Consider the following 24447-nt stretch of genomic DNA (forward strand, 5'->3'; position numbering starts at 1 on the left):
CGCACTTTCCTACAAAATCAGCCAACCACACCGAACAAAGTGCAAAACACCAAACCGAACGATATCGACCGGAGCCTAGTACATCACCAAGAGATAACACAAACAAATATTTTCTTACATCTTTTCACTCGACTCCCGCCACACTCAAAGCGCATGGTTTTTATGCACCAACAGACTTAAGCAAGGGCACATGTTTATTATTACACACGAATTTGTAGGACACTTCCTACATATAAGCTGAAACATTCAAGGATATCAGTCAATGAGCAAGTCCTCCGGCTCCGTTGCGCCCCAAGAGCGCATCAACATCAAATACGTACCGGCCACCAGTGGGGAACAAGCCGAAGTAGAGCTACCTCACAAGATGCTTGTTTTGGGCGACTTCGGCCTGGATGACAACCGCGCCCTGGAAGACCGTACGGTCATGCGTATTGACAAACACACCTTCAACAATGTGCTGAGCGATGCCGAGGTGCGCCTGGATATGTCGGTGCCATCCATGCTCGGCGCAGCGCAGGATACGGAACTGGCGGTCAATCTGCAGTTCAAGTCGATCAACGACTTCGGGCCCGATTGCATCGCTCGCCAGGTGCCGGAGCTGAACAAACTGATTCAACTGCGAGAGGCGTTAGTCGCCCTGAAAGGCCCGCTGGGCAACGTGCCAACTTTCCGCAAGCAACTGCAACATCTGTTGAACAACGAGCAAGCCCGCAAACAACTCGCGAAAGAACTCGACCTGGTGCTCGAGGCGCCAAAAGAAGACTGAGACAACGGAGCGTCCCAATGCCAAAGCCAAGCAACACTAGCGTCGCCGCTGAAGCAACTACCGAGACAATGAGCAATACCACCTTGCTCGACCAGATCATGGCAGGAACCAAGTTGGTGCCCGCTCAAGAGGGCTATCAGGTTGCTCGCCAGGGTGTATCTGCGTTCATTGCCAAAATTCTCATGAGCAATGACCCAGATCAACTAATCAACAAGCATCGCGTCGACCAGATGATTGCAGAGCTGGATCGGGTACTCAGCAAACAGATGGATGCCATTCTTCATCAGCCCGAGTTCCAACAGCTTGAATCGTCGTGGCGTAGCCTCAAACTTCTGGTGGACCGCACGGACTTCCGCGAGAACATAAAGCTTGAGGTGTTGCATGTTTGCAAGGAAGACCTGCTCGATGACTTCGAGAACGCGGCCGACATCACCTGCAGTGGCATTTACAAACACGTCTACACCGCAGGTTACGGCCAATTTGGTGGTGAACCAGTTGCAGCTATGGTCGGCAACTACAACTTCGGCCCTTCCTCCCCGGACATCAAGCTACTGAGCTACATGGCCTCTGTCGGTGCCATGTCGCATGCGCCGTTCCTGGCGGCACCTTCTCCGGAGTTCTTCAACCTCAGCAGCTTTGAGGAGTTGCCGAACCTCAAGGAGATCAAGGACATCTTCGCCGGCCCACGGCATGCCAAATGGCGTGCTTTCCGGGAAAGTGAAGATGCCCGTCACACTGCACTGACCGGGCCGCGCTTCATGCTCCGCTCCGCCTACCACCACCAGGAGAAATCGATCGAGAGCTTCAACTACGACGAGGACATCGCCGGCCGGCATGACAACTACTTGTGGGGCAACTCCGCCTTCCTGCTGGCCAGCTGCATCAACGACAGCTTTGCCCGCTACCGCTGGTGCCCGAACATAATCGGCCCGCAGTCAGGCGGCGCTGTCGAAGATCTGCCGGTGCATCTGTACGAATCCCTGGGTCAGATGCAGGCCAAAATCCCTACTGAGGTGCTGATTTCCGACCGAAAAGAGTTCGAACTGGCCGAAGAGGGCTTCATCGCCCTGACCATGCGCAAGGACAGCGACAACGCCGCTTTCTTCTCGGCCAATTCGGTGCAGAAACCGAAGAACTTCCCCAAGACACCCGAAGGCCTGCAGGCCCAGACCAACTACAAGCTCGGCACTCAGTTGCCCTACCTGTTCATCGTCAACCGGCTGGCCCACTACATCAAGGTGCTGCAGCGCGAGCAGATCGGCAGCTGGAAAGAACGGCGCGACCTTGAGTGCGAGCTCAACAAATGGATCAAGCAGTATGTCGCCGATCAGGAGAACCCTTCTGCCGATGTACGCAGCCGCCGGCCGCTACGCGCTGCCAGCGTTGAAGTTTCAGACGTTGCCGGTGATCCAGGCTGGTACCAGGTCTCGCTCGCCGTACGCCCGCACTTCAAATACATGGGTGCGAACTTCGAAATCTCCCTGGTCGGGCGGCTCGACAGGCAATGAGAGGCTTTTTTGATCGCTTGATAGCGGATCAGTCTGCCAATCGGGAGCCATCTCGGCAGGAGAACGCCTCCCACAAGTTCTCCGCCATCAAGCGCCATCTCGAAACACTGCTCAACGCCCGCCAAGGTTGCTCACAGAGCAGCCCTGAGCTGGGCCTGCGCGACTTCAACGGGCACGACACGAGCAGCGGCGATCTGCTTGAGCAAGTGAGCATTGATATTCGCCGCACCATCCAGCGCTTTGAACCACGCATACAGGTGCATGCGCTCAAAGCAGTGCCCGATTGTTACTCCCCGCTGGAGTTGCATTTCAGGCTGGACTGCCAGGTACAGGTCAATGAACACACGGAGCAGTTGCAACTGGAGCTGCTGGTCAACGGGCACAACCGCTATACCCGAGTGAGGTGACCCATGTCACTGAAGGACCGATTCAACGAAGAACTGCGCTACCTGCATGAGTTGGGAAGCGACTTCGCCAAGGACAACCCACAGCTGGCTCGGCTGCTTGGCAACGGCGGTAGCGACCCCGATGTCGAACGCCTGATGGAAGCCTTTGCGTTCCTGACGGCCAAGCTACGACTGAAGCTGGAAGACGACTTGCCAGAACTGACGCACCCTATGCTGCAGTTGCTGTGGCCCAACTACCTTCGACCGCTGCCCAGCGTAACGATCATCCAGTTCACGCCACGCAAGCAATCGCTCAGCCAGTCACAACAGATCCCCAAGGGTTCAAGGTTGTTCTCAAAACCCGTGGACGGTGTCGCCTGTGAATTTCGCACCTGCACAGCTGTAAACATTCATCCGTTCGAAATCGACGCGGTAGGCGCAACCCAAACCCTCGACAACTCCGTGGTTCACATCGATCTTCAAACCCTGGTGAAGCGGCCGTTGAATACCTTGGGCTGTGCCAGCCTCGATTTCCACCTCAGCGGTGATCACCGCACCGCCCGCACGCTCTATTTATGGATCTCTCAATACCTCGAACATGTCAGCGTAACCATCAATGGCGAGGTTCGCCGATTGCCGGCCAGCAGCATCGCCTTTCCGGGTTTCAACCCTGATGAAGCCCTGCTGCCCTATCCGCAGAACGTCTTCGATGGCTACCGGATCCTGCAGGAGTACTTCATCTTCCCACAGCGCTTTCACTTCTTCGCTGTCACCGGACTGGAACGCCTGTGGCCCGCAGAACAAAGCGCCAAGGTACGTATCAAGCTGCACTTCACCCGCCAGCTTCCCGACTCGCTGCGTGTCGGCAAGGCAGACTTCAGGCTGTTCTGCACAACTGCAGTCAACCTGTTCAAGCACAGCGCCGAACCTATCGACCTGTCCAGCGACGTTGCTCAGGTCGAGCTGAAGCCTAAAGGCGCAGAGCGCTACGCTTACGAGATCTTCAGCATCGATGAGGTGATCAGTACCCGCACCACGACTGACGGCAGTACCGGCGAACACCTGAGAACCTTCCGCCCATTCGAATCGTTCGCCCATGAAATCGAGCATGTACAAGGGCGCACGGCGTTGTATTACCGCTACCAGCTCGAAGAATCCCTGCGCGGCGATGGCGTCACGCATCGCATCGCTTTCGTACGCGCCGATGCCAACACCTACATTGGCGAGCTGGAAACGGCGTCCATCGACCTGACCTGCACCAATCGCGACCTGCCACTGGCGTTGGGCATCGATGACATCAACGTGCTCACCGAAATCACGCCACCCCTGGCTACCTACACCAACATCTGCGCCCCCACCCGCCCGTACAGGCCGGTGCTGGATGGCCAGTTGCAGTGGGCCTTGATCTCCAACATGTCGCTCAACTACCTGTCGCTGCTCTCGGTCGACCCACTGAAAGCGGTCATTCGCGCCTATGACTTCGCCGCGTTGCACGACATCCAGCAAACACGCACCACCCGCAAGCGCCTCGATGGCATCCGCGATGTTCACACAACACCCTTGGATTGGCTTATCAAGGGGCAACCCATTCGTGGCCTGCACACCCGGCTGAAGCTGGACCAGGCCGCCTTCCTCTGCGAAGGCGACTTGTACCTGTTCAGTTGCGTGCTCGCGCACTTCTTCGCGCTGTACGCCAGCATCAATTCCTTCCATCAACTGGAAGTAATCAACACCACCAATAACGAGCACTACACATGGCCAATCCAGACCGGCAAACAACCGCTGATCTAGCCGACAAGCTGCTCGCCGAGGCGCACCAGTACAACTTCTTCCAGTTGCTGGAGCGCTTGCACGGCCTGCATGGTGATGACCTTGAACCACGCTGGCCGAGCGAGGCCACCCGGTTACGTGTGCGCCTTGCCAGCGACCCGCGGCTGACCTTCCCCGTTTCGGACGTATACAAAGCCGAACGGATGCCCGGCGAGGAACAGCGCTATCGCGTGTGCGCCACTTTCATGGGTTTGCACGGTACTGACTCGCCTTTGCCCACCTATTACCTGGAACAGGTGGCATACGAGCATGCACAGGGTATTGGTGTGCGGCCGGCTTTCTTCGATTTCTTCAACCACTACCTGCTCAGCCTGCTGCATCGAATCTGGCGTAAATATCGCTACTACATCCGCTTTCAGCCGGGAGCCACCGATGGGTTCTCACAGTACGTCTTTGCGCTGCTTGGTTTGAACGACAAACAGCTGCGAGGGGACACGGCACTGCCCTGGAGTCGGCTGCTCAGTTTTGCCGGTGTCATTGCCAGCCGCAGCCGTGCACCGGGAACCGTGGCCGGCATCATTGCCCACTGTTTCGACCTCAAGCATGTGCAGATCCGCGAGTTCGAAACCCGCTCGGTCCCCACTACTGCCAAACAGCTTGTTAGCCTCGGGCGCAGCAATGGCGAGCTGGGCAGCACGTTCATGGTCGGCAGCCGCACGCGCACCCGGAGCAGCAAGTTCACCATCGTGATCAGCGAACTGGAACAAACGCAATTGCGCGACTTGCTCCCCAGCGGCATCAACTTCGGCCGCTTGCGCGCGCTAATCGACTTTTTACTGCGTGATGGCTTGGCCTACGACCTGGAACTGCGCCTGAAGCAAAACGCGCTGTCATCTTTCTGTCTGCACCGCAGCCGAGGCGCCTATCTGGGCTGGACCAGCTTTGTCGATGACCGCCACGGCCAGATCAGCCCCGTCGTCCGGTTCCGGGGGCGCTCATGAATACATTGACCTTGAACATTACCAATCTCGATCAATTGCAGCACACCGTCACCGCGCGGTATCGGTTCGATTGCACGGGCGGCACCATCGGCAGCAAGGCAGCCACCTGGCTGATCAATGACCGTGACCAGACCGTTGCACCAATTCACTGCGAAATCCGCTGGATCGAGGGCAGCTTCTGTGTGATCGATCACTGCAATCGCACCTATCTGAACGACAGCATCGTCAGCCTGGGAGAGATAACTGCGAGACGGCTTCTTGAGGGTGATCAGCTTCATGTCGGCGCCTATCGGCTGTTGGTTCAGTACTCACAAACCGATGCGCGCTCGCTTGAGGATCTGTTCAACCCTGGCCATAGGGTACTCGACCAGCTGATCGCCGAAATGCCGACCGAGACTTGGCAACCAAAGCCTCCAACTGCCCGGGCTACCACTGAGATCTGCTCGGTCTTCGAGCTGGACGTGGGGAATGATCCCTTGGCGGCATTGGATGCAGTGACAGTAAAGGGGTTATCGCACGAAACCCCACTGCAACGCCTGATTGCAGGAGGACACTCATGACGCGACATCCGCTCGCAGTCACCCTGTTGACCATGTTGATCGGGCTGTCAGGCTGCACTTCCCTGAGCAGAGTGAGCCAAGTGGTCATGGACCCTTCGCTGCCCATTGGACCGCCCAAGGATCACCCAACCGAGGTCGCGTTCAGCATCAATGCCAGCCCTACCCTCAATGTCAACCCGAACAGCCTGGATATCGCAACTGAACATGTAAGCGTCCTGGAGCCTAGCCCCTACGCCGTGAGCCTGAGTGCAGGAGACCCCTACGCACTGACCGAAAAAGTAGGAACGTTGTTCGAATATCTCCAGGAGCAATTTCCCGCTGTATCGCCGGTCGTCATGGACGAGGACGAAAGCAATGACCTGGCTTATTCGCCACTGGAGGAAAGCACACCCGGTAGTTACGACGACCCGACAGTGGTGCTTACCTTGCCGCGCACTACAACCCTGCCCACAGAGCCGGTCGCTACGCCCATTGCCATCAAGATCCTGCAGTTAAGCGACGACTCTCTGCTACGCAACAGCGTGTATCAACTGCTGGACAAGGACCCGGCCAAGGTTCTGCGCAGCACCTACATTCGTGATGATGATTACCTGCTGCGCCCTGGCCAGTTCAAGTTCATCCCCTTTGCGCCCATCGAGCCCGAGACCCGCTTCGTAGCGGTAATTGGCGACTACCGAAGCCAGGAAAACGCAACCTGGCGCCAAGTGCTGCGCATTCCTCCACGCGGACACCAGATCATTCTGTCGGTGTTGGTCAACGACACGCAGATCCTGCTCAAGGAAGAAGACTGATGGCGCTACCTGTCCTGTCCTTTTCGCTTACTCACGCTGACATGGAGCGCACATGAGTTCACGTAATCCCGTCCTTTGGCCTGAGGGCCTGTTCGTCAAACCACAGCATTTCCAGCAGGCGGCCCGGGCTAGCGAAGCAGCCTTGCACCAACGCCTTGGTAGCCTAAATGCAGCCTTTTACGGTTTCAGCGAACTTCAGCTTAATGACGAGTACCTCACCCTGGGCAAAATCGCCATTACCCGGGCCCGGGGTATCATGCCAGACGGCACGGTGTTCGATATCCCCGCGGATCTTCCACCACCACCGCCGCTGGAAATCGAAGATGACGCTTCGAAGGACAGCGAAGTGTATCTATGCCTGCCCCTGCGCACCGATGGTGGCCGTGAAGTGAGCTGGCCAGACAATACCGTCGACTCCCGTTACATCGCCCAGGCACAGGAAATCAAGGATACCCATAGCGCTGACGGCGACCTGGTGCAGGTCGACCTGGCCGTCCCCAACCTGCAGCTCAAACGCAAGGCCGAAGACAGCAACGCCTACACCCGCCTGGCCTTGGCACGCATTCTGGAGCGCCGTCCCGATGGCAGCCTGCAGCTGGATGAAGCGTTCTACCCCACCTGCGTGGCAGTGCGGGCAATACCGGCGCTGCAACGTTTTCTTGAAGAAATTACCAACACCATGCGCGAACGGGGGCGCAACCTCGCAGCACGCATTGGCGGAGCAGGCCAGTCTGGCATCGCCGATATTCGCGACTTCAATCTGCTGCAAGCCATGAACCGCTGGTGGCCCTGCTTCCAGCACCTGGCCAGGCAAGCCCAGACACACCCCGAACAGCTCTACCTGAGCATGAGCCAGGCCTGTGGCGAATTCGTGACCTTTACCGATGAAAATCGGCTGCCACAGGAATACCCCGCCTATCACCACACAGCACTGCGCACCTCGTTCAAGCCGCTGGAAGACACGTTACGCCGAGCACTAGGTACTGTCCTGCAACCGCGCGCCGTGTCGTTAGCACTGAAGACACTGGACTATGGCGTGATGACGACCACGCTGGAGGATCGCCGGCTGATCGATGAGGCTGACTTCATCCTTGCGGTGCGCGCCCACCTGCCCCCTCAGGTGTTGCGCCAGATGTTCGTGCAGAAAGTCAAAGTCACTTCACTCGAATCACTGAACGAGCTGGTGCCATTGCAACTACCAGGTATCCCGTTGACCCCATTACCGGTGGCGCCTCGCGACCTGCCTTTCCATGCAGGCTTCAACTATTTCGAACTGGATCGGCGTGACCCGGCGTGGGCACGCATGAAGACCGCGAGCGGCTTCGGTATCCACATTGCGGGGGACTTCCCCGGCCTTGAACTGCAATTTTGGGCAATCAGGAGTGAATGAGATGGAAGAGAAAAGCAATGCCCCCATCGAAACCACAAATGTCGAAGGCACACGGCTGTACTCGAGGCTCAAGACGCCATTGCCCAGTAACCCACCCACCTCGACAACGTCTGAAGCCGACGAGCAGAAGCCAAAGTCAGAGCCAGAGCCCGTTCATGAAGGCTACCCGGCTGATCCAGACTTCCAGCTACGTGGCGGCTACGACAATCTGATGCTGGATGCAGCTGCACCGCTGTTCGGCCTGGTCATACGCCTGCGCACACTGGATGAATTGCCAAACATCAAAGATGTACACCAGAAAGTGCGCAAGCAGATCGAGAACATCCAGGAAGAAATGCGCCAACACGGCTACGAGCCCGCCCAAACGCTGGCGTATTCGTACGCTCTGTGTCTGTACATCGATGAAGCGGTGATGGAACGGCCCTGGGGCAAGAACAGCTGCTGGAGCCAGGAACCACTGCTCAGCATCTTCCACGACGAAACCTGGGGCGGGGAGAAATTTTTTACGGTGCTGTCCCGCCTGATGCAGGAGCCCGCTCGCTACCAGGACGTACTGGAGTTCATGTACTTCGCGTTGTGCCTTGGCCTGAGGGGCAAGTACGCCATTGCGCCAAAGGGCGAAGAAACGCTGAACGCACTCATCCACCAACTTCACGGGATGCTACGTGAATTGCGTGGGCCTACCCCGGAAGAAGTATGTGACCCCTACACCCATGTGGCTCCGCGCAACTTTCGTATGAACCGGCAATTTCCGTGGTGGAGCCCTTTGGTGATTTCCGTCCTTGCCATGGCCGTGGCCTATGGAATCTATAGCTATCGCCTGCACCTGATTACTACCGAGGTGCTGGAATCACTCAACGGAATTTTACAGCAGTAAATAGCTGAAATTCGAAACCCCTGACTTCAACGATATGGCGAGGCTCCGCCTCGTTAACAAGTCCATCGTTTCCGATGGCCACGCCTTTATAAATATTGGCGTGTACACCTACTGAAATTGGGAGCACATCATGGCATCACCAGCTTATTTAAAAATCAACGGCAAGGTACAAGGCAACATCAGTGAGGGCGCCAGCACTTCCGAGTCGATTGGTAATATTTATCAATCGGAGTTCGCCGATGAGATCATGGTGCAAAAAATCGAGCACGAGATAAACACCCCAATCGACCCACAGAACGGCCAGCCCTCGGGAAAGCGCGTCCATGGCCCTTACAAAGTCACCTTCACAACCAACAAATCAAAGCCCTTGCTGCTGGAATCGATCTGCAAGGCCGAGTTGCTCCCAGAAGTTGTAATCACGCAATACAGAGCAACCAGCGAAGATCCAAATGAGCTGTATTACAGAACCACACTTACGGACGCGACCATCATCAAACTGAGAACCGAGCAGCCCCACGCACAAGAAGACACACCGACGCCCCGACACCAAGAGGTTGAAGTCTGGTTCTCCTACCGGAAAATCACTGAATGCCATGAGGTCTGCGGTACCGAAGGATCCGATGACTGGCAAAAGACTTGAAACACCAACACTCCACTGAGGCATTGAGTGTTCCGGGCAGATTTGCTGCCTGGACACCCTCAAACTATCAGACGGCAGATAAGGAATTCTTATGCCTAGCCAATCTGGACTGCATTACAGCTTTCGACCTCTCGCTAGCCGATTAGAGTTCGAGGTGGTTTCCTTTACCCTCAAGGAAGGTATTAGCACTAATTTCCAATTAGAGCTTGAATTGATCAGCCATGAAAACGATTTAGACTTCGGTCAATTGCTCGACAAACCTGCACTGTTCACCATCTCCCGTGCAAACTGCCCTTTGCGACATGTCCATGGTCTGATCAGCAGGTTCAACCAAGGCGATAGTGGCCCTCATCGCACACGCTATAGCGCGGTAGTCGAACCGCAACTGGCGCGCGCCAACCTGCGCTCGAACTGGCGTATTTTCCAAAACAAGACCGTTCCGCAAATTCTTGAATTGATGCTCAAGCGCCAAGGCATCGCACAGTACGAACTGCGGGCAAGCATGGACCACCAGATTCGCGAATTCTGCGTTCAGGCCGGCGAGACAGACCTTGAGTTCATCGCTCGCCTGGCTGCTGAAGAAGGCTTCGTCTACCGCTTCGAGCACAGTGAAAAACTTCACAACCTGATCATCACTGACCGGCTGCAATCGCTTGGCCTGATCAGCCATGGGGTCAAAAAGGCCAAGGATGAAGACGAGAGCTTTCTCGAAGTGGATGGACTGCTCGATCCCAATACAGTCCTCTATCAAGCCAATAGCGGTGGTGCCCAGGCGAAACCCTGCCTGCGGCGCTTGCGCTACAGCGAACAGGTGCGCACGGCACGTCAGGTTCAGCGCGACTACACCTTCACCAACCCGGCCTATCGCCAGGAACACAGAGCCACCGGCCCCTTCCTGGAACATCAATCCAGCGAGTACGAATGCTTCGATTACCCTGGCCGCTACAAGCGCGATGCCGTAGGCAAACCGTTCACTGAAAACCGCATTACCGCACTGCGACACGATGTACGTGTTGCCGAAGTCGGGGGTGATGATGTACGCCTGCAGCCCGGCCTCGGTTTTACACTTGCGGGCCACCCCCGCGCTGACTTCAACGTGCATTGGCGAGTAACTGCGGTCACTCATGAAGGTAGCCAGTTCACCAGCCTGCAAGAAGAAGCCGCCGGCGTCGACCAAAGCACACGCTACGAGCAAATCGCACAGCTCGTCCCCGGCAGAACGGAGTGGCGCCCTGCTCCGCTGGATAAACCTCGCGTCGATGGGCCGCACATGGCGACCGTCGTGGGCCCGCGCGGTGAAGAGATCTATTGCGATGAATGGGGCAGAGTCAAGGTCAGCTTCCCTTGGGACCGTGAAAGCCAGGACAACGAATTCAGCTCCTGCTGGGTGCGGGTATCCCAAGGCTGGGCCGGTGGCAGTTGGGGCTCGATGGCCATTCCACGTATTGGTCAGGACGTGATCATCCAGTACGTCAATGGCGACCCCGACCAGCCAATGATCACCGGGCGCACCTACTGCGGTAATCAGTTGCCGCCCTACGACCTGCCCCGACACAAAACACGCATGACGATCAAAAGCCAGACGCATAAGGGCGATGGCTTCAACGAACTTCGTTTTGAAGATGAACTGGGCCAGGAAGAGGTCTTCATCCACGCACAGAAAGACCAGAACATTGTGGTCAAGCACGATGAGACGACACAGGTCGGCAACGACCGAAAGGAACAGGTCAATAACGACGAATCGATTCTGATTGGCCGTGACCGCACTGAAACGGTTGGCAATGATGAGCGCGTCACCATTGGGCATGACGCTGCTCTCGACATCGGTCGAAACCAGACAATCAAGATAGCCAAGGATCGTATTGAAGCCATCGGCAATCACCGCCACGACCAGATCGCAGCCAATCACCACACCAGTATCGGCGGCAACCTCGAGCAGCGGGTCGAGGGGCATGCCGAACTTGAAGCCCGGGGCGAAATCCGCAGGCGTACCCGCCGCTATGAGCTTCGCACAGCAGAAGCCGTGATCATCCAGGGCCCTGGGGGCTCCATTCAGATCGATGAGACAGGCATCACCCTGGACAGCCCGACAATACGCATCAACGGCCAGATGCTGAAATCGGCAGATGGGGCAACCAACCTGTTTTCCATCAGCGGTGCGCCGGTCAATGGCAACCCGCTGGATCGTCAGTGCGGGCGCCGCCCCGATGGTTCCTGCCCGTTGCCCGACTGCCGCTGCACCAGAGGGCCAGGTCGATGAAAACAGCGCCCTCAAACACGCTGCCAAGCGTGCATTTCGGGAGCAATGCGCGCTTTCTGTTGCTCATGACCATTGTGCTCGAGCACTCGGCCTACCGGCCAATATCCCAGATACTCCCGAATGGCGAGCTGGTCCCGGCCTATGCCCCTTCGGTACTTGAACTTATCAATGAAGTCAGCCGCAACACCCAGCATGCGTGGCTGTGGCGGGGTAGTGCTGTGGATGACCGCCATGACTTTGGGCCGTTGCTGGTAAACGTGTCAGACGCGCCCGAACTGCTTGCCCATGCCATATCTACCTGGATGCCCATTGGCGGTGCCATCGCGCTGAATGCCGATATTGGCTTTACCGAGCTGGTAGACCATTTCTCCAGCCTTGTACAGATCTCGCTTCCGGGTCAGGGGCTGGCCACTTTCCAGTTCAGGCCAGACCACCTTGCAGCCTGGCTGGATGCGCTGGATGACGACCATCGGACTACCTGGCTTGGGCCTGTGTGTTCGCTGGCCTGGCGAATCAACTGGGGGCCGGCTCACGAGTGGAAAACACTTGAACGCAGCCCGACCACTGCCCGTTCTTTTGCGCAAGCCCCACTCTCCCTGCGCAAGCTTGAACTTGAGCGGCTGCAAGCAGGCATGCATGAACACTTCGTGCTCACGTTGGCACACGAGGTGTTAGCCCTGCCACAACACGACCTCCACACACTGGCCGACATCAGGCACTGGATTGAAAGCCTGCTGCCGCAACTGAAAGCCCTCAACTTTCGTGACGAGGAAGTCGCCGGGCAGTTCATCAGGCTGATTGCCAGGCACATGTGGCTCATGAGCAACGATGAGGCAGGGAAGATCTACACCAACCTCGAGGAGTCACCCCAGAGCCGCCTTCGCGAACTGCACGCATTGATCGAGAGCAAGGAGCCCGTCCATGAATGACGCCAGTGTCAGCAGCGCCACCTCCGGCCCTGCCTGTAGCGCACGCATTCCCATCCTGCCGGTGCGCTATGCCATCGTGCCACGCACCGGCGATATGCCCGCCTGCCGCTATGCCGATGCAGGCTTCAACCTCGAACAAGGCTTCGGGCCACTGCAACACTCCGCCTACACCCTGCGCGCGCTGCGCCCGGGCTATGTCTACGTGTTCATGCAAGGCACCCTGGGCCAGAAACTGGTCATTCACGAGTACGTCGGCGCGGGCCTTTACAAGGAACTGCGCTACCGTGGGCTGGACGACTACCACCGGCGTGATCGCTACCTGTCCAGCCGCACCCTGGGCTGGGTGTGGGCCGATACCTGCCCCGATACCGCCAGGGAAGTGTGGATCGGCTACAGTCCGCACCTGTGGACCAACGCCATGACCGCCCGCATCACCAGTTCAGCCGCCTTGCGCCAACGGCACATGCGCCAGCTGGACATGGCCGAACTGGTAGCCGGCAACCAGGTACCCTCAACCCAACGCCATGTCTTGCCGGTCAGTGCCCTGCAAACCTGGGTCGAAGACTTCAAGCCCACCGAGCGGCGCATGCCCCTGACCTGGAGCAGCGACCCGATCACCGAAACCCTGCCGATCGGCAACCTCGTTGCCATCGGCCGGCACTACCCCTACACCCAGCCGAAAGTACCGGTAGTGGTGGCGCTCACCGATGCCGAAGGCATGGCCCTGGACCTGAGCCTGACGGTGTCGGCCTACCAGCATCAACTGCGCGACCTGATGCCCGCCGAACAGCTGGAGCACATGAAACCGGCACAAGGGCCCGAGCAGGAACGCGTACCGGCGTGCTACAAACTGGATGTCGAACAGCTGAGCGTGCAAAGCCACGATTTCCACCACCGCAACCTGGTGGCCATGCTGCTGAACAAGACGCTGGAAAGCCTGTACCCGGCGGATGCCCCTTCACCGGAACTGGCCGAATTCCGGCTTGGCACCGAGCGCCGCGGCCCCGCCCTGTCGCCGTCCGAGTCACGTTTTCAGGCCCTCACCCATGAAGACTACTCACCCAACGGCGCCCGCCTGGCACAGCGTCTCGACCTCGCCAAGTACCGGCGCTTCCTCACCGAGCGCGATGAACTGGAACGACGGATCATCGCGTTGCGCAACCAGGCCTTGCAGGCCAGCCACGACCATGACGCCTGGCTCGGGACCGCCGAACCCGACCATGTCGATAACCCCTACAGCCTGGCTGCGGCCCTGGCCTGCTACGACCGCGACGAAATCACTTCCGCCCGCGGCCTGGAAATATCCTTGGCGTTGCTGATTCAGTCGATGGGCCAGCCAGCGCCCGGCACTGAAGAACTGGACCCGCGGCTCAAACGTCTCGAACAGTGGCTGGACCAGCACGACAGCCCGCTGTACACCGCCCTGGCGCCATTCAACCCGTTCAAGGACAAGGCGGATTCGATCGGCAGCCTGTTCGGCACCAGCGATAACGTGATCGAAGGGTTGGCCGGTCGCTTTCCGGCCATGGCCGACATCACCGACCTTACCGCCCAGTCGGTCACCACCGTGGTGCTCAAGCGCCTGCGTGGGCAGACCCGCTGGGATGCCAGTCATGGCCTGCGTCGGCAAGTGTTGTTGGCGGCGAGCGAGGCCAATGCCGAGAAAGCGCTGGGACTGCTGGCAGCGCGTTACCAGATCACAGAGCAGGCTATTCGGGACAATCCTTTCAGTCAGGAGGTGGAGAAGTACCTGAAGAACGGCATGGCGCAAGTTGAAGAGATGAAAGAGCTACGCATCTCGGGAAGCCGGACGGTGTCAATCGAACTGACCACCACCGCGCGAGTAAAACCCAACTTTCTCGGGTTACTCACATCGGGCGGCGGCGGTGGATTGAATGCGGGAATGCTGTGGTTCAACGTGATCTCGCTCAAGACCGCCTACCATAGCCTGCAGCAGAGCGGTGCACCGGAATACACCATGGGGTTCGCTTCATCGATTTTCGGGGTGATCGGTGCGGCGGCGGCGACATTGGTCAGCGTGCGGGCAACGCAAAAAGCCGCAACAATGAAGTTAAGTTTTACGGCTCCTGGCTTCGCGTTTGGCAATGGAATTATAAGGCACTTAGGAAGCAATATATTCGCACGCACCTCTGGCTACCCCGCAATTATACTAGGATTAACTTCAGACATATTAAAAGGATATCGACAGTCACAAAACGGCAGCGCCATATCAGGTGCTTATACTGCTGCTGGTGGATTCACATCTGCCGCAGGGGCCGCTCTTATGTTAGAAGCTAGCCTCGCCATCGCTGGCCCAACGTTTTTAATTCCCTTTGCGGGTTGGGCTGCAGCAAGCCTGGTGCTTGTCGGTGCCACCGTGCTTGCCGGGGGGGGTTACCTACACTCCAAAGCGCATGAGCGCCTCCATAGTCCGATAGAACTATGGGCCAGCAGAAGTATTTTTGGCACAAAAGAAAACGATGGAGAGGTCCGCTCCGATATGAAGTTAGACTACCAAGGTTTTCTCCCAGGCTTCGCCACTATCAATGAAGAGCTTGAATCCTGGCATGCTCAAGTTTACACCCCCATTGCACTGACGGCTGAACAAACAGCACTCCTGAATCTTGAAGGGCTTACCACAGAATTGAGTTCAGACAATCACTGGCCAACACCTGATTGGGCAACAATCATCCATAGTCATGTAAACGAAGGCATGACCACTATAGAGTTCACCGTACTTCTGAAAGACTTCCTTATAGGGCAAAGCCAATGGCGCGGCACCTTGAAAGCCTTTGACTTCGGACACACTTCAATCCCATTACAAGCGGAGCCGACCTGCCACTTAACTACCGCAGGACTTATTTTACATTACAAGATCGATAGAACCAAAACAAAAAGCGCCACACTATCAATAAAGTACCACCCAAATCAAGGCTTATCCCCCAACGCTCATTCAACCTCAAGCCTATATATCGAGATATAACACCATGACAACAACATGGCTATTTAGCCCACGCAAAAAAACTGATATAAGTCCAAAAATCCACGGACAGATTTCTAATTTAACCGACACACTAGCACAATTGAGAAACCCATGGATTTCCGATTCAGTTTTTATGGCCAAGATGTATACCGCTACAATTTTAACCATAGCGCTTGTATCCTACGTAGGATTCATGAAGTACCCGATCAATTACGAACTGGAAGGCGCACCTGCACTTATTGCAATACAACTACTTGGGCCATTTATTTTTACACCATTCTTAGCCTACCGAATCTTTTTCATAAAAAATCTTTCTGACATATGCTTCAATAGATCCACCAAGAAAATCTATTACAAACGAATAAATAAACTCATAGTCTTTGATTGGAATAACACCGGAGGTGGTGTATTCAAACGCACCGAATTCGGTGGCTCTTCTTTCAGCACTAGCTATGCCCTCGCTTTCGCCCCTCGCCGAGAGGACGGCAGCCTCCACCAAAAGGATTGCCTCTGGGTCGACAGCAACGAACCCACCGAACCCGGCGTCAAGCACGTCGCTGAAGTCTGGGAATACCTCCGCCACTTCATGGACCACGGCCCGGACAAACTCCCCCCACCCGGCGAACCCAACTGGTGGCACAAGCCACTGCACGCGATCTGCCTGACCCCGGCAGAAGCCTGGCGCCACTACGCCCCCTGGCGAACCGGCGAACCCGGCGAAATGCAAGGCAAGAAGAACTGGCAACTGCCGTTCTGGGCCGTGCTGTTCCCTTACAACCTCTCCGTTGCCATCTGCTGGTACGGCGTCTGTCGGCTGTTCAACGTCCGAGCAGCCCCACCGCCCCCAGAAGCCTTCGAAGAGGCCCTTGTCCGACCAAGCAAAAGGAAGCGCAAATGAAACCCATCGTACTCGTAGGTCATCGTCATAGCTGCCCAATCCATGGTGTAGGTACCGTGAAAACCGGTGCTAGCGCAACATTCGTCGATGGCAGGGCCGTCGCACGTGTGGGTGATCGCATCAGTTGCGGTGCCGTCATCGAAACTGGCGCTGCCTGCACGATCATCGAGGGACAACCAGCGGCCAGGGAAGGAGACACAACCAGCCACGGAGGGACTCTGATTGAGGGAGATCCAGGCTGGCTCATTGATTGAAAGCATAAGCCAGCCACTTCGACGATAGCGGTTGAACAGCCGCAATCAATTCCCGGATAGAAACAGGCCCATAGGCTGAAGCCTGACAGTCGAGCTTTCTGGGCCGCCCTGCGGCCCATCACCGGCGAGCCAACTCCCACCAGCATGCCCATACCAACTTGCTCTATTTCAAAAAATATCGCCGGGTAGGAATATACTTACACTGGCAACTAAAAACCAAACAGACCCAACAACGGCAGCACCACCATAGGCACCTAAAAACATTTCACAAATTATTTCATTGCTTGCATTCCCACTTAATACCCACTAACACTACATCCATCAACCGATGGAGAAACGACATGTCCAGACTTGCTGAATTTCGTGCGCTCGAGCGCCTTCTTGCTGCCAAAAAGTCCGAGCTCTCCTTCATAAAAATCAACCCCCACCTAAAACGCGAGTTTGAATTCGAAAGCAAACTCCACGCGCTGCTTGATGAATACCAATTCGACTTATCTCATGTCCTGGCCATTAGTGAATGTGAAAGCTACAAGACTCAACACCCGTGGTTACCACTTCCACCACTCCCACACTTCAGGTCGCGGCAAAGCAAGTACTACGTAAACCCGTACACCGGCGAGAAGGTAGAAGCGAAAAGCACCTTGCACAAAACCCTTCAAATGTGGATTCAGCAGTATGGCCGCGCGGAGGTCGAACGCTGGGCAACGGTATGGTTCTGATTGCTCCAGAAACAGTTCATGCCCAGCCTGGAACACGACCGCCCTTCCCTCCCACCAGCACCTCACCAGCCTGCGGTATTGAGCAACGAGTGGCCACGCCGTCTACCCTCAATATACGTTGACCCGTTGCCTCATCCGCAGGCCAACGCAACCGTTCGATAACCGAACACTAGCCCCTCCCTTGAATTGACGCTGCCGCCTTCACTGCTCACCATGCACCGGCCTTGCGTGTCCCCCTGCCTGGGAACCGGTCACGCACCCGTAGCACCGCAGCTGAATACAATTTCAAGAAACGAGCAGTTTATGAACCACTCCAGGATCACCCCCGCCGCCCCCCGGATGCCCCAGGGCTCGATCGGCGACAAGCTTCGCGGCGCCTTCGGCGTCGGCAAGACCCGTTGGGGCATGCTTGCCCTGGTGTTCTTCGCCACCACCCTGAACTACATCGACCGTGCCGCGCTCGGCATCATGCAGCCCGTTCTGGCCAAGGAAATGAGCTGGACGGCGATGGACTACGCCAACATCAACTTCTGGTTCCAGGTCGGCTATGCGGTCGGCTTCCTGCTGCAGGGCCGGCTGATCGACAAGGTCGGGGTAAAACGCGCGTTCTTCTTCGCCGTGCTGCTGTGGAGCCTGGCCACCGGCGCCCATGGCCTGGCCACTTCGGCCGCCGGCTTCATGGTCTGCCGCTTCATCCTCGGCCTGACCGAGGCCGCCAACTACCCGGCCTGCGTGAAGACCGTGCGCCTGTGGTTCCCGGCTGGCGAGCGGGCCATCGCCACCGGCCTGTTCAATGCCGGCACCAACGTCGGCGCCATGGTCACGCCGGCCCTGCTGCCGCTGATTCTGGCCGTATGGGGCTGGCAGGCCGCGTTCATCGCCATGGGCAGCCTTGGCCTGGTGTGGGTGGTGCTGTGGCTGCTGAAGTACTACAACCCTGAAGATCACCCACGCGTACGCCAGAGCGAGGTGGCATACATCCAGCAGGACGACGAGCCCGAGCCGACCCGCGTCCCGTTCAGCCGCATCCTGCGCCTGCGTGGCACCTGGGCGTTCGCGGTGGCTTACGCGATAACCGCGCCGGTGTTCTGGTTCTACCTGTACTGGCTGCCACCGTTCCTCAACCAGCAGTACAGCCTGGGCATCAACGTGACCCAGATGGGCATCCCGCTGATCATCATCTGGCTGACGGCGGACTTCGGTAGCATCGGCGGCGGCATCCTGTCTTCCTGGCTGATCGGCCGCGGCGTGCGCGCCACCACGGCGCGGCTGGTGTCGATGTTGATCTTCGCCTGCACCATGGTCAGCGTCACGCTTGCCGCCAACGCCAGTGGCCTGTGGGTCGCGGTGGCGGCCATCTCGCTGGCAGTGGGTGCACATCAGGCGTGGACGGCGAATATCTGGAGCCTGGTGATGGACTACACGCCCAAGCACCTGGTGAGTACCGTGTTCGGTTTCGGCAGCATGTGCGCGGCGATTGGCGGGATGTTCATGACGCAGATCGTCGGTAGCGTACTGACCGCTACCAATAACAACTATGCCGTGTTGTTCACCATGATACCGGCGATGTACTTCCTGGCGCTGGTTTGGATGTACTTCATGGCGCCGCGCAAGGTCGAGCGCGCCTGAGCGCGCTAGCCACTTTCCTCTACGGGGCCCTTGCGGGCCCTTTTTTTGGCCAGTCGGCAAACAGCAATTCTTGCCTGCCTCGGCCACATCGCCGGCAAGCCAGCTCCCACAGGGGCAGCGGCTTGCGCAGTCCACCCTGTGGGAGCGGGCGCGCCCGCAAACACGGGCGATAGCCCGTGCCATGCGCCGCGTTCTATCAATCAGACTCTGGCCAGCACTGCCATGGCCTTCTCCAACGCCATGCGCGCACGCTGTTCGCCACTTATGCCCTGCTCCAGCAACTGCCGCGTGGGGATCTCCAGACTCAACGGCACACTTGGCGGCAAGCCGCGCAGCAAGCCGACCAGGTCGGCATCGCCCTCGCCCGGGAAGCGCCGTTCATTGCGCGCCTGGCGCAGGATCTCGTCCATGTCGGCCGGTACCGGGCCAGCAACGTCGCACAACTGGGCATAACGCATGCGCTGCGGCGCCAGTTGCGCCAGGTCGTCCAGTGAGGCGCCGGAGCGGTTGAAGTGGAAGGCATCCACCAGCACACAGCCATTGGCGCGGTCGGCGTTGGCCACCACCCGCATGGCCTGGCGCAGGTCACGCACCTCGGTCCAGGGCATGAACTCCAGATGCGGATAAATGCCAAACCCTATCGCCAGGTCACACAACGCGGCAAAGCGCTCGGTCAGCCGCGCTTCATCCGGGTCGTTGCCAGCCACCAGCAGCTCCGTACCGCCCAACTCGGCACCCACCGCCAGAATCGGCTCGAAATCGGCCACGCAGGTTTCCGGCTTCAGCCGCAGGATTTCCAGGTCGAGCACCTTGATACCGGTGTCGCGCAGGCGCGCCTGGGTTTGTCGGCGCAGGCCGGCATCGGCCACCAGCGGGAAATGCTGTTCCTGCTCGGTGGCGGGCACCAGGCGCAGGCCTACATGGCTGTAACCGGCGCGGGCTGCTGCCTCGACCATGTCCGGCGGGGACAGCTCGAGCACCGTCAGGGCTGCCAGGGAGAAAATTCGATCAGTCATTATCGTCACCAAACACGTTAAGCAATGTGCTCGGGCGCACAGGCCCGGCCAGTTTCCGCTGCCTTGCGGATCGCCTCGATCAGCGCCAGGGTACGACCACCGTCGGCGGCATCGATCAGCGGCGCCTGTTCACCCCGGGCAACCCGCACGAAGTGTTGCAGCTGCAAGGTCAATGCTTCGCCGACAGGGATGCTTTCCTCGCTCTGCAACAACGGCGTGTGCCAGCCCGATCCGGCCTCGGCATAGTGCCAGCGCTTGAGTTGCGGAATGCTCAGCGCCCCTTGGGTGCCGGCCAGCAGGTAGCACGGCTGGCCATCCTGGCGTGGGTACACCGGGCTTTCGCCGGAATCCAGCTCCCAGCTCCACGGTGCGGCCACCGCGTCGGAGCCGGTCAGGCTGCCCAATGCACCATTGGCGAATTGCAGTAGCACCGCTGCGCTGTCTTCGTTGGCAAAACCGCGCACATCGTTGCGGGTGAACGCCTGCACCTGCACCACTTCGCCGCACAGGTGGCGCAGCAGGTCGAGGTCATGGATCAGGTTGGTCAGCAAGAAGCCAGCGCCCGGCTCGCGGCGCCAGGGGGTTTCGAAATAGCTGTCGGGCTTTTGCAACTGCCAGAGCGCGGTGACGTTGATCAGCCGGCCCAGCTTGCCGTCGGCAATCACCTGGTGGGCCTTGGCGATAAGCGGGTTGTGCCGACGGTGGTGGCCAACCAGCACAGGTACCCCCCGGCGTCGCGAGGCCTCCACCAGCGCGCGGACTTCATCCAGATGCACGCCCACCGGTTTTTCGACCAGCACCGGTACGCCAGCCTCGACGCAATCCAGGGCGGTGGCGACATGCAGGTTGTTCGGGTTGGCGACGATCACTGCCTCGGGGCGCACGTGCTCCAGCATCTGGCGGTGGTCGGCAAAACAGGGCACGCCGCATTCGGCCGCGAAGGCCTCGGCCTGCGGGCCCGGGTCGGCCACGGCGCACAACTGGGCCTGCGGCACATTGAGCAGATGCTGGTAATGCTGGCGGCCCATGTTGCCGGCGCCGATCAAGGCAATACGAAGGGGTGCGTTCAACAGCCTGTCCTCTTGTCATTGTTGTCATATGAATTCTGAAACGAGGTTCCACAATCCACACTCGACAATTTAGAACCATGTTCAGCTTTTCAGAAGAACCGGCAGAACAGACTGTGCGGTAATCGACCGGAAATGCACCGTCAGGCGAACAGCTCGCTGGCCCGACTGGCCGCCGACAGCTCTTCTGCCGCCGCCAGCAACAGCGGCGCCAGCTCTGCCAGACGGGTTTGCGCCAGGCGGGCACTGGGCCCGGCGATGCTCAGTACACCGATCACCTCGTCACTTTGCGGGCGGCGCACCACCGCAGCCAAGGCCGAGGTGCCAATGGCCGAGGTTTCCTCGACCCAGGCATAGCCGCGCTCGCGGGCGCGGTGCAGGTAAGTGAGCAGCTCGTCGGTGGAGCGTGGCGCATTCGGGCCGAACTGCGCCGGGTCGGCAATGCCCTGGCGCAACACCATCTGCAGCGCCTGCTCATCGTCCAGGCTGGCCAGCCAGGCATGCCCGGACGCGGTATAGAACAGCGGTGCGTCGCGGCCCATGTCCGGGTCGTAGCGCAAACCGGAGCGAGCGCCCTGGGACTTGGCGATCCAGGTCTGGCGGGTACCGTCGATTACGCCAAGGCGCACCAGTTCGCCGCTGTCCTGGGCCAGGCGGTCGAGTATCGGCTGGATGATGTCGGCACCGCTGCTGGCCAGGTAACGAAAGCCCAGCGCCACCAGCTTGGCCGACAGCTGGTAGCGGTTGTTGTCACGGTTCTGCCGCACATAGCCCAGCCGCACCAGCTCGGTGAGCATGCGATGGGCGGCGCTTTTGGGGATGTCCAGGCGCTCGGCCAGGGTTTGCAACGGCAGCCCCTGTGGCTCGCCGGTAAGGCTTTCTACAAGACTGAAGGCGCGTTCGATCTGACTACCAGCCATGACACAGGTCCCTGAAATTTTTTTGCGAATTCTAGAAGATGATTCCACATCGCCGATAGACGCCGCAGCCTCAGCTTCGCGAACTGTCCGGTTATCGCCCATTACTTGCCCGGCGTGGTCGCCACACCCTTGCGGGACGATTCGCTGCCAATAAGAATATGGAACCTTGTTCCAATAACAATACAGGAATCCCGCAATGCCTTCCGCTCCCTTCGAAACCGAATGCGATGTACTGGTCATAGGCTCTGGTGCCGCCGGGCTGGCTGCTGCGGTGACGGCTGCCTGGCATGGGCAGAAGGTGATCGTGGTGGAGAAGGAGCCAGTGTTCGGCGGTGCCACCGCCTGGTCCGGCGGTTGGGCCTGGGTGCCGCGCAATCCGCTGGCACGCCGGGCCGGCATCGAGGAAGACATCGACCAGCCGCGCAGCTACCTGCGCAATGAACTGGGGGCCTATTACAACGCCGAACGCGTCGACGCCTTTCTCGAAGCGTGCCCGCACATGGTGGCGTTTTTCGAAAAGCACACGGCGCTGCAGTTTGCCGACGGCAACGGCATTCCCGACATGCATGGCGACACACCGGGCGCTGCCGAGGGCGGGCATCAGGTGATCGCCGCCCCCTATGATGCCCGTGAGGTCGGCGCACTGTTGCCACGCCTGCGCAAGACCCTGCGCGAAACTTCGTTCATGGGTATGCCGATCATGGCCGGTGCCGACCTTGCCGCCTTCCTCAACATGACCCGCTCGCCCGCGGCCCTGCTGCATGTGTGCAAACGCTTTGGCCGCCACTTGTACCACCTGGCCCGGTATGGCCGGGCGATGCACCTGGTCAACGGTGTGGCGCTGGTGGCCCGCCTGGCCAAATCGGCCCAGGACCTGGGCGTGCGCCTGCAGGAATCGGCGCCGGCCAAACGCCTGCTGCTCGACAATGGCCAGGTACGTGGGGCACTGGTAGCAACGCCGCAGGGCGAGCAACTGATCCGTGCCAAGGCCGTGGTGCTCGCGGCGGGTGGCTTCCCCAACGACAACGCCCGGCGCCGGCAACTGTTCCCGCGTGATGCCAGCGGCCATGACAACCTGGCCCTGCCCCCCAAGGGCTGTTCGGGCGACGGCCTGCGCCTGGGCGAATCGGCCGGCGGCGTGGTCGCCACCGACCTGAAGTCACCGGTGGCCTGGGCGCCGGTTTCGCAAGTGCCGCACCGCGACGGCAGTGTTGGCCACTTTCCGCACATCATCGAACGCGGCAAACCGGGCATCATCGGTGTATTGGCCAACGGCAAGCGTTTCGTCAACGAAGCACACGGCTACTACGACTATGTGTCAGCCATGATCGCAGCGGTGCCACAGAATGAAGAGGTGTGCTCGTGGCTGATCTGCGACCATCGTTTCCTGCGTCGCTATGGCCTGGGCCATGCCCGCCCGGCGCCGCTGCCGGTGTGGCCGCACGTGCGCAGCGGCTATCTCAAGCAAGGCGCCACCCTGGAACAGCTGGCCTTGGCCTGCGGCATCGACCCAGTAGGGTTGCGCGCCACGATCAGCGACTTCAACAGCCATGCCCGCAACGGCCAGGACCCGGCGTTTGGCCGTGGCTCCACACCGTTCAACCGCAAGCAGGGCGACCCGCAGCACAAAGGGCCCAACCCTTGTGTGGCGCCCATCGAGCATGGGCCGTTCTATGCGGTGAAGGTACAGCCCGGTTGCTTTGGCACCTTTGCCGGGTTGCGCACCGACGGCAGTGCCCGGGTGCTGGATGAGGCCGGGCAGCCGATTGCTGGCCTGTATGCGGCGGGTACCGACATGGCCAGCGTGTTTGGCGGCTGGTACCCGGCGGGTGGCATCAACCTGGGCCCGGCGCTGACCTTTGGCTATGTGGCCGGGCGGCATATTGCCGGGGTGCGGGAGTATGAGTGATTGGTCCTGTATGCCGAAAGGAATGCAGCGCCTGTAGGACCGCGCGCCGCCCGCGCGGCAAGCCCGCTCCCACAGGTACTGTGCAAGTCTTGAAGCTTGTGATGAACCTGTAGGAGCGGGTTCACCCGCGAAGAGGCCGGAAACGGCCTACAAGGAAGGGGCTAAATCTGATTT

The 24447-nt window shown here is 58.9% G+C and carries 21 protein-coding genes; 18 read left to right on the forward strand and 3 right to left on the reverse strand.

What is annotated here, in order from left to right; genetic code table 11:
* The first annotated feature begins 262 nt into the window (after nucleotides 1-262).
* The 17 genes from tssB (at nucleotide 263) to ACIQYU_RS17505 (ending at nucleotide 19361) form a co-directional block, all read left to right on the forward strand.
* Nucleotides 263-766: a type VI secretion system contractile sheath small subunit gene (gene tssB, locus ACIQYU_RS17425; protein ID WP_241106553.1), complete on the forward strand. Its 504-nt coding sequence runs from the start codon at nucleotides 263-265 to the stop codon at nucleotides 764-766.
* A gap of 17 nt (nucleotides 767-783) precedes the next feature.
* Nucleotides 784-2274 carry a type VI secretion system contractile sheath large subunit gene (gene tssC / locus ACIQYU_RS17430; protein ID WP_233688261.1) on the forward strand — a complete coding sequence of 497 codons (1491 nt, stop codon included), beginning with the start codon at nucleotides 784-786 and terminating at the stop codon, nucleotides 2272-2274.
* Nucleotides 2271-2681: a type VI secretion system baseplate subunit TssE gene (gene tssE, locus ACIQYU_RS17435; protein WP_402801059.1), complete on the forward strand. Its 411-nt coding sequence runs from the start codon at nucleotides 2271-2273 to the stop codon at nucleotides 2679-2681. The genes tssC and tssE overlap by 4 nt, the downstream gene beginning before the upstream one ends.
* Before the next feature lie 3 nt (nucleotides 2682-2684).
* Entirely contained in the window at nucleotides 2685-4451 is a 1767-nt protein-coding gene (tssF, locus tag ACIQYU_RS17440; protein ID WP_233688263.1) for a type VI secretion system baseplate subunit TssF, read from the forward strand.
* Complete coding sequence (gene tssG / locus ACIQYU_RS17445) at nucleotides 4415-5431, forward strand: type VI secretion system baseplate subunit TssG (protein ID WP_233688264.1); 1017 nt, start codon at nucleotides 4415-4417, stop codon at nucleotides 5429-5431. The genes tssF and tssG overlap by 37 nt, the downstream gene beginning before the upstream one ends.
* Nucleotides 5428-5991: an FHA domain-containing protein gene (locus ACIQYU_RS17450; RefSeq protein WP_233688265.1), complete on the forward strand. Its 564-nt coding sequence runs from the start codon at nucleotides 5428-5430 to the stop codon at nucleotides 5989-5991. Before tssG ends, ACIQYU_RS17450 begins: the two co-directional genes overlap by 4 nt.
* Nucleotides 5988-6782 carry a type VI secretion system lipoprotein TssJ gene (tssJ, locus tag ACIQYU_RS17455; protein ID WP_207830491.1) on the forward strand — a complete coding sequence of 265 codons (795 nt, stop codon included), beginning with the start codon at nucleotides 5988-5990 and terminating at the stop codon, nucleotides 6780-6782. Before ACIQYU_RS17450 ends, tssJ begins: the two co-directional genes overlap by 4 nt.
* 52 nt (nucleotides 6783-6834) lie before the next feature.
* Nucleotides 6835-8172 (forward strand): type VI secretion system baseplate subunit TssK, encoded by a 1338-nt coding sequence (gene tssK / locus ACIQYU_RS17460; protein ID WP_207830495.1) that lies wholly within the window; start codon nucleotides 6835-6837, stop codon nucleotides 8170-8172.
* A gap of 1 nt (nucleotide 8173) precedes the next feature.
* On the forward strand, nucleotides 8174-9049 hold the full coding sequence (gene icmH / locus ACIQYU_RS17465) for a type IVB secretion system protein IcmH/DotU (protein ID WP_207830499.1): 876 nt from the start codon (nucleotides 8174-8176) through the stop codon (nucleotides 9047-9049).
* 130 nt (nucleotides 9050-9179) lie between these two features.
* A complete protein-coding gene (locus tag ACIQYU_RS17470) occupies nucleotides 9180-9689 on the forward strand; it encodes an Hcp family type VI secretion system effector (protein ID WP_087500852.1) in 510 nt (169 codons plus the stop codon).
* A 91-nt stretch (nucleotides 9690-9780) separates the two neighbouring features.
* Nucleotides 9781-11949 carry a type VI secretion system Vgr family protein gene (locus ACIQYU_RS17475; protein ID WP_402801071.1) on the forward strand — a complete coding sequence of 723 codons (2169 nt, stop codon included), beginning with the start codon at nucleotides 9781-9783 and terminating at the stop codon, nucleotides 11947-11949.
* The gene (locus ACIQYU_RS17480; RefSeq protein ID WP_207830507.1) at nucleotides 11946-12878 is read left to right on the forward strand and encodes a DUF4123 domain-containing protein; all 933 of its coding nucleotides are present in this window, start codon (nucleotides 11946-11948) and stop codon (nucleotides 12876-12878) included. Before ACIQYU_RS17475 ends, ACIQYU_RS17480 begins: the two co-directional genes overlap by 4 nt.
* Nucleotides 12871-15861 carry a T6SS effector BTH_I2691 family protein gene (locus ACIQYU_RS17485; RefSeq protein WP_402801075.1) on the forward strand — a complete coding sequence of 997 codons (2991 nt, stop codon included), beginning with the start codon at nucleotides 12871-12873 and terminating at the stop codon, nucleotides 15859-15861. The genes ACIQYU_RS17480 and ACIQYU_RS17485 overlap by 8 nt, the downstream gene beginning before the upstream one ends.
* A 4-nt stretch (nucleotides 15862-15865) precedes the next feature.
* Nucleotides 15866-16759 carry a DUF6708 domain-containing protein gene (locus tag ACIQYU_RS17490; protein WP_207830512.1) on the forward strand — a complete coding sequence of 298 codons (894 nt, stop codon included), beginning with the start codon at nucleotides 15866-15868 and terminating at the stop codon, nucleotides 16757-16759.
* A complete protein-coding gene (locus ACIQYU_RS17495) occupies nucleotides 16756-17013 on the forward strand; it encodes a PAAR domain-containing protein (RefSeq protein ID WP_082888413.1) in 258 nt (85 codons plus the stop codon). The genes ACIQYU_RS17490 and ACIQYU_RS17495 overlap by 4 nt, the downstream gene beginning before the upstream one ends.
* Nucleotides 17014-17354: 341 nt before the next feature.
* Nucleotides 17355-17732: a histone-like nucleoid-structuring protein, MvaT/MvaU family gene (locus ACIQYU_RS17500; protein ID WP_207830514.1), complete on the forward strand. Its 378-nt coding sequence runs from the start codon at nucleotides 17355-17357 to the stop codon at nucleotides 17730-17732.
* A 303-nt stretch (nucleotides 17733-18035) separates the two neighbouring features.
* Nucleotides 18036-19361 carry an MFS transporter gene (locus ACIQYU_RS17505; protein WP_207830516.1) on the forward strand — a complete coding sequence of 442 codons (1326 nt, stop codon included), beginning with the start codon at nucleotides 18036-18038 and terminating at the stop codon, nucleotides 19359-19361.
* Nucleotides 19362-19561: 200 nt separating this feature from the next.
* Here ACIQYU_RS17505 and ACIQYU_RS17510 read toward each other — a convergent pair whose 3' ends face one another.
* The 3 genes from ACIQYU_RS17510 to ACIQYU_RS17520 all read right to left on the reverse strand — a co-directional run bounded on the left by ACIQYU_RS17510 (nucleotide 19562) and on the right by ACIQYU_RS17520 (nucleotide 22364).
* Complete coding sequence (locus ACIQYU_RS17510) at nucleotides 19562-20377, reverse strand: sugar phosphate isomerase/epimerase (protein ID WP_207830518.1); 816 nt, start codon at nucleotides 20375-20377, stop codon at nucleotides 19562-19564.
* 17 nt (nucleotides 20378-20394) lie between these two features.
* Nucleotides 20395-21447, reverse strand: coding sequence for a Gfo/Idh/MocA family protein (locus tag ACIQYU_RS17515; RefSeq protein WP_207830520.1), 1053 nt, complete (start codon nucleotides 21445-21447; stop codon nucleotides 20395-20397).
* 140 nt (nucleotides 21448-21587) lie between these two features.
* Complete coding sequence (locus tag ACIQYU_RS17520; RefSeq protein WP_063914978.1) at nucleotides 21588-22364, reverse strand: IclR family transcriptional regulator; 777 nt, start codon at nucleotides 22362-22364, stop codon at nucleotides 21588-21590.
* 196 nt (nucleotides 22365-22560) lie between these two features.
* On the opposite strand from ACIQYU_RS17520, the gene ACIQYU_RS17525 reads away from it, so the two are divergent.
* On the forward strand, nucleotides 22561-24273 hold the full coding sequence (locus tag ACIQYU_RS17525) for an FAD-dependent oxidoreductase (RefSeq protein WP_233687690.1): 1713 nt from the start codon (nucleotides 22561-22563) through the stop codon (nucleotides 24271-24273).
* Nucleotides 24274-24447 lie beyond the last annotated feature (174 nt).

Source organism: Pseudomonas sp. NPDC096925 (assembly GCF_044762545.1).
Taxonomy (GTDB): domain Bacteria; phylum Pseudomonadota; class Gammaproteobacteria; order Pseudomonadales; family Pseudomonadaceae; genus Aquipseudomonas.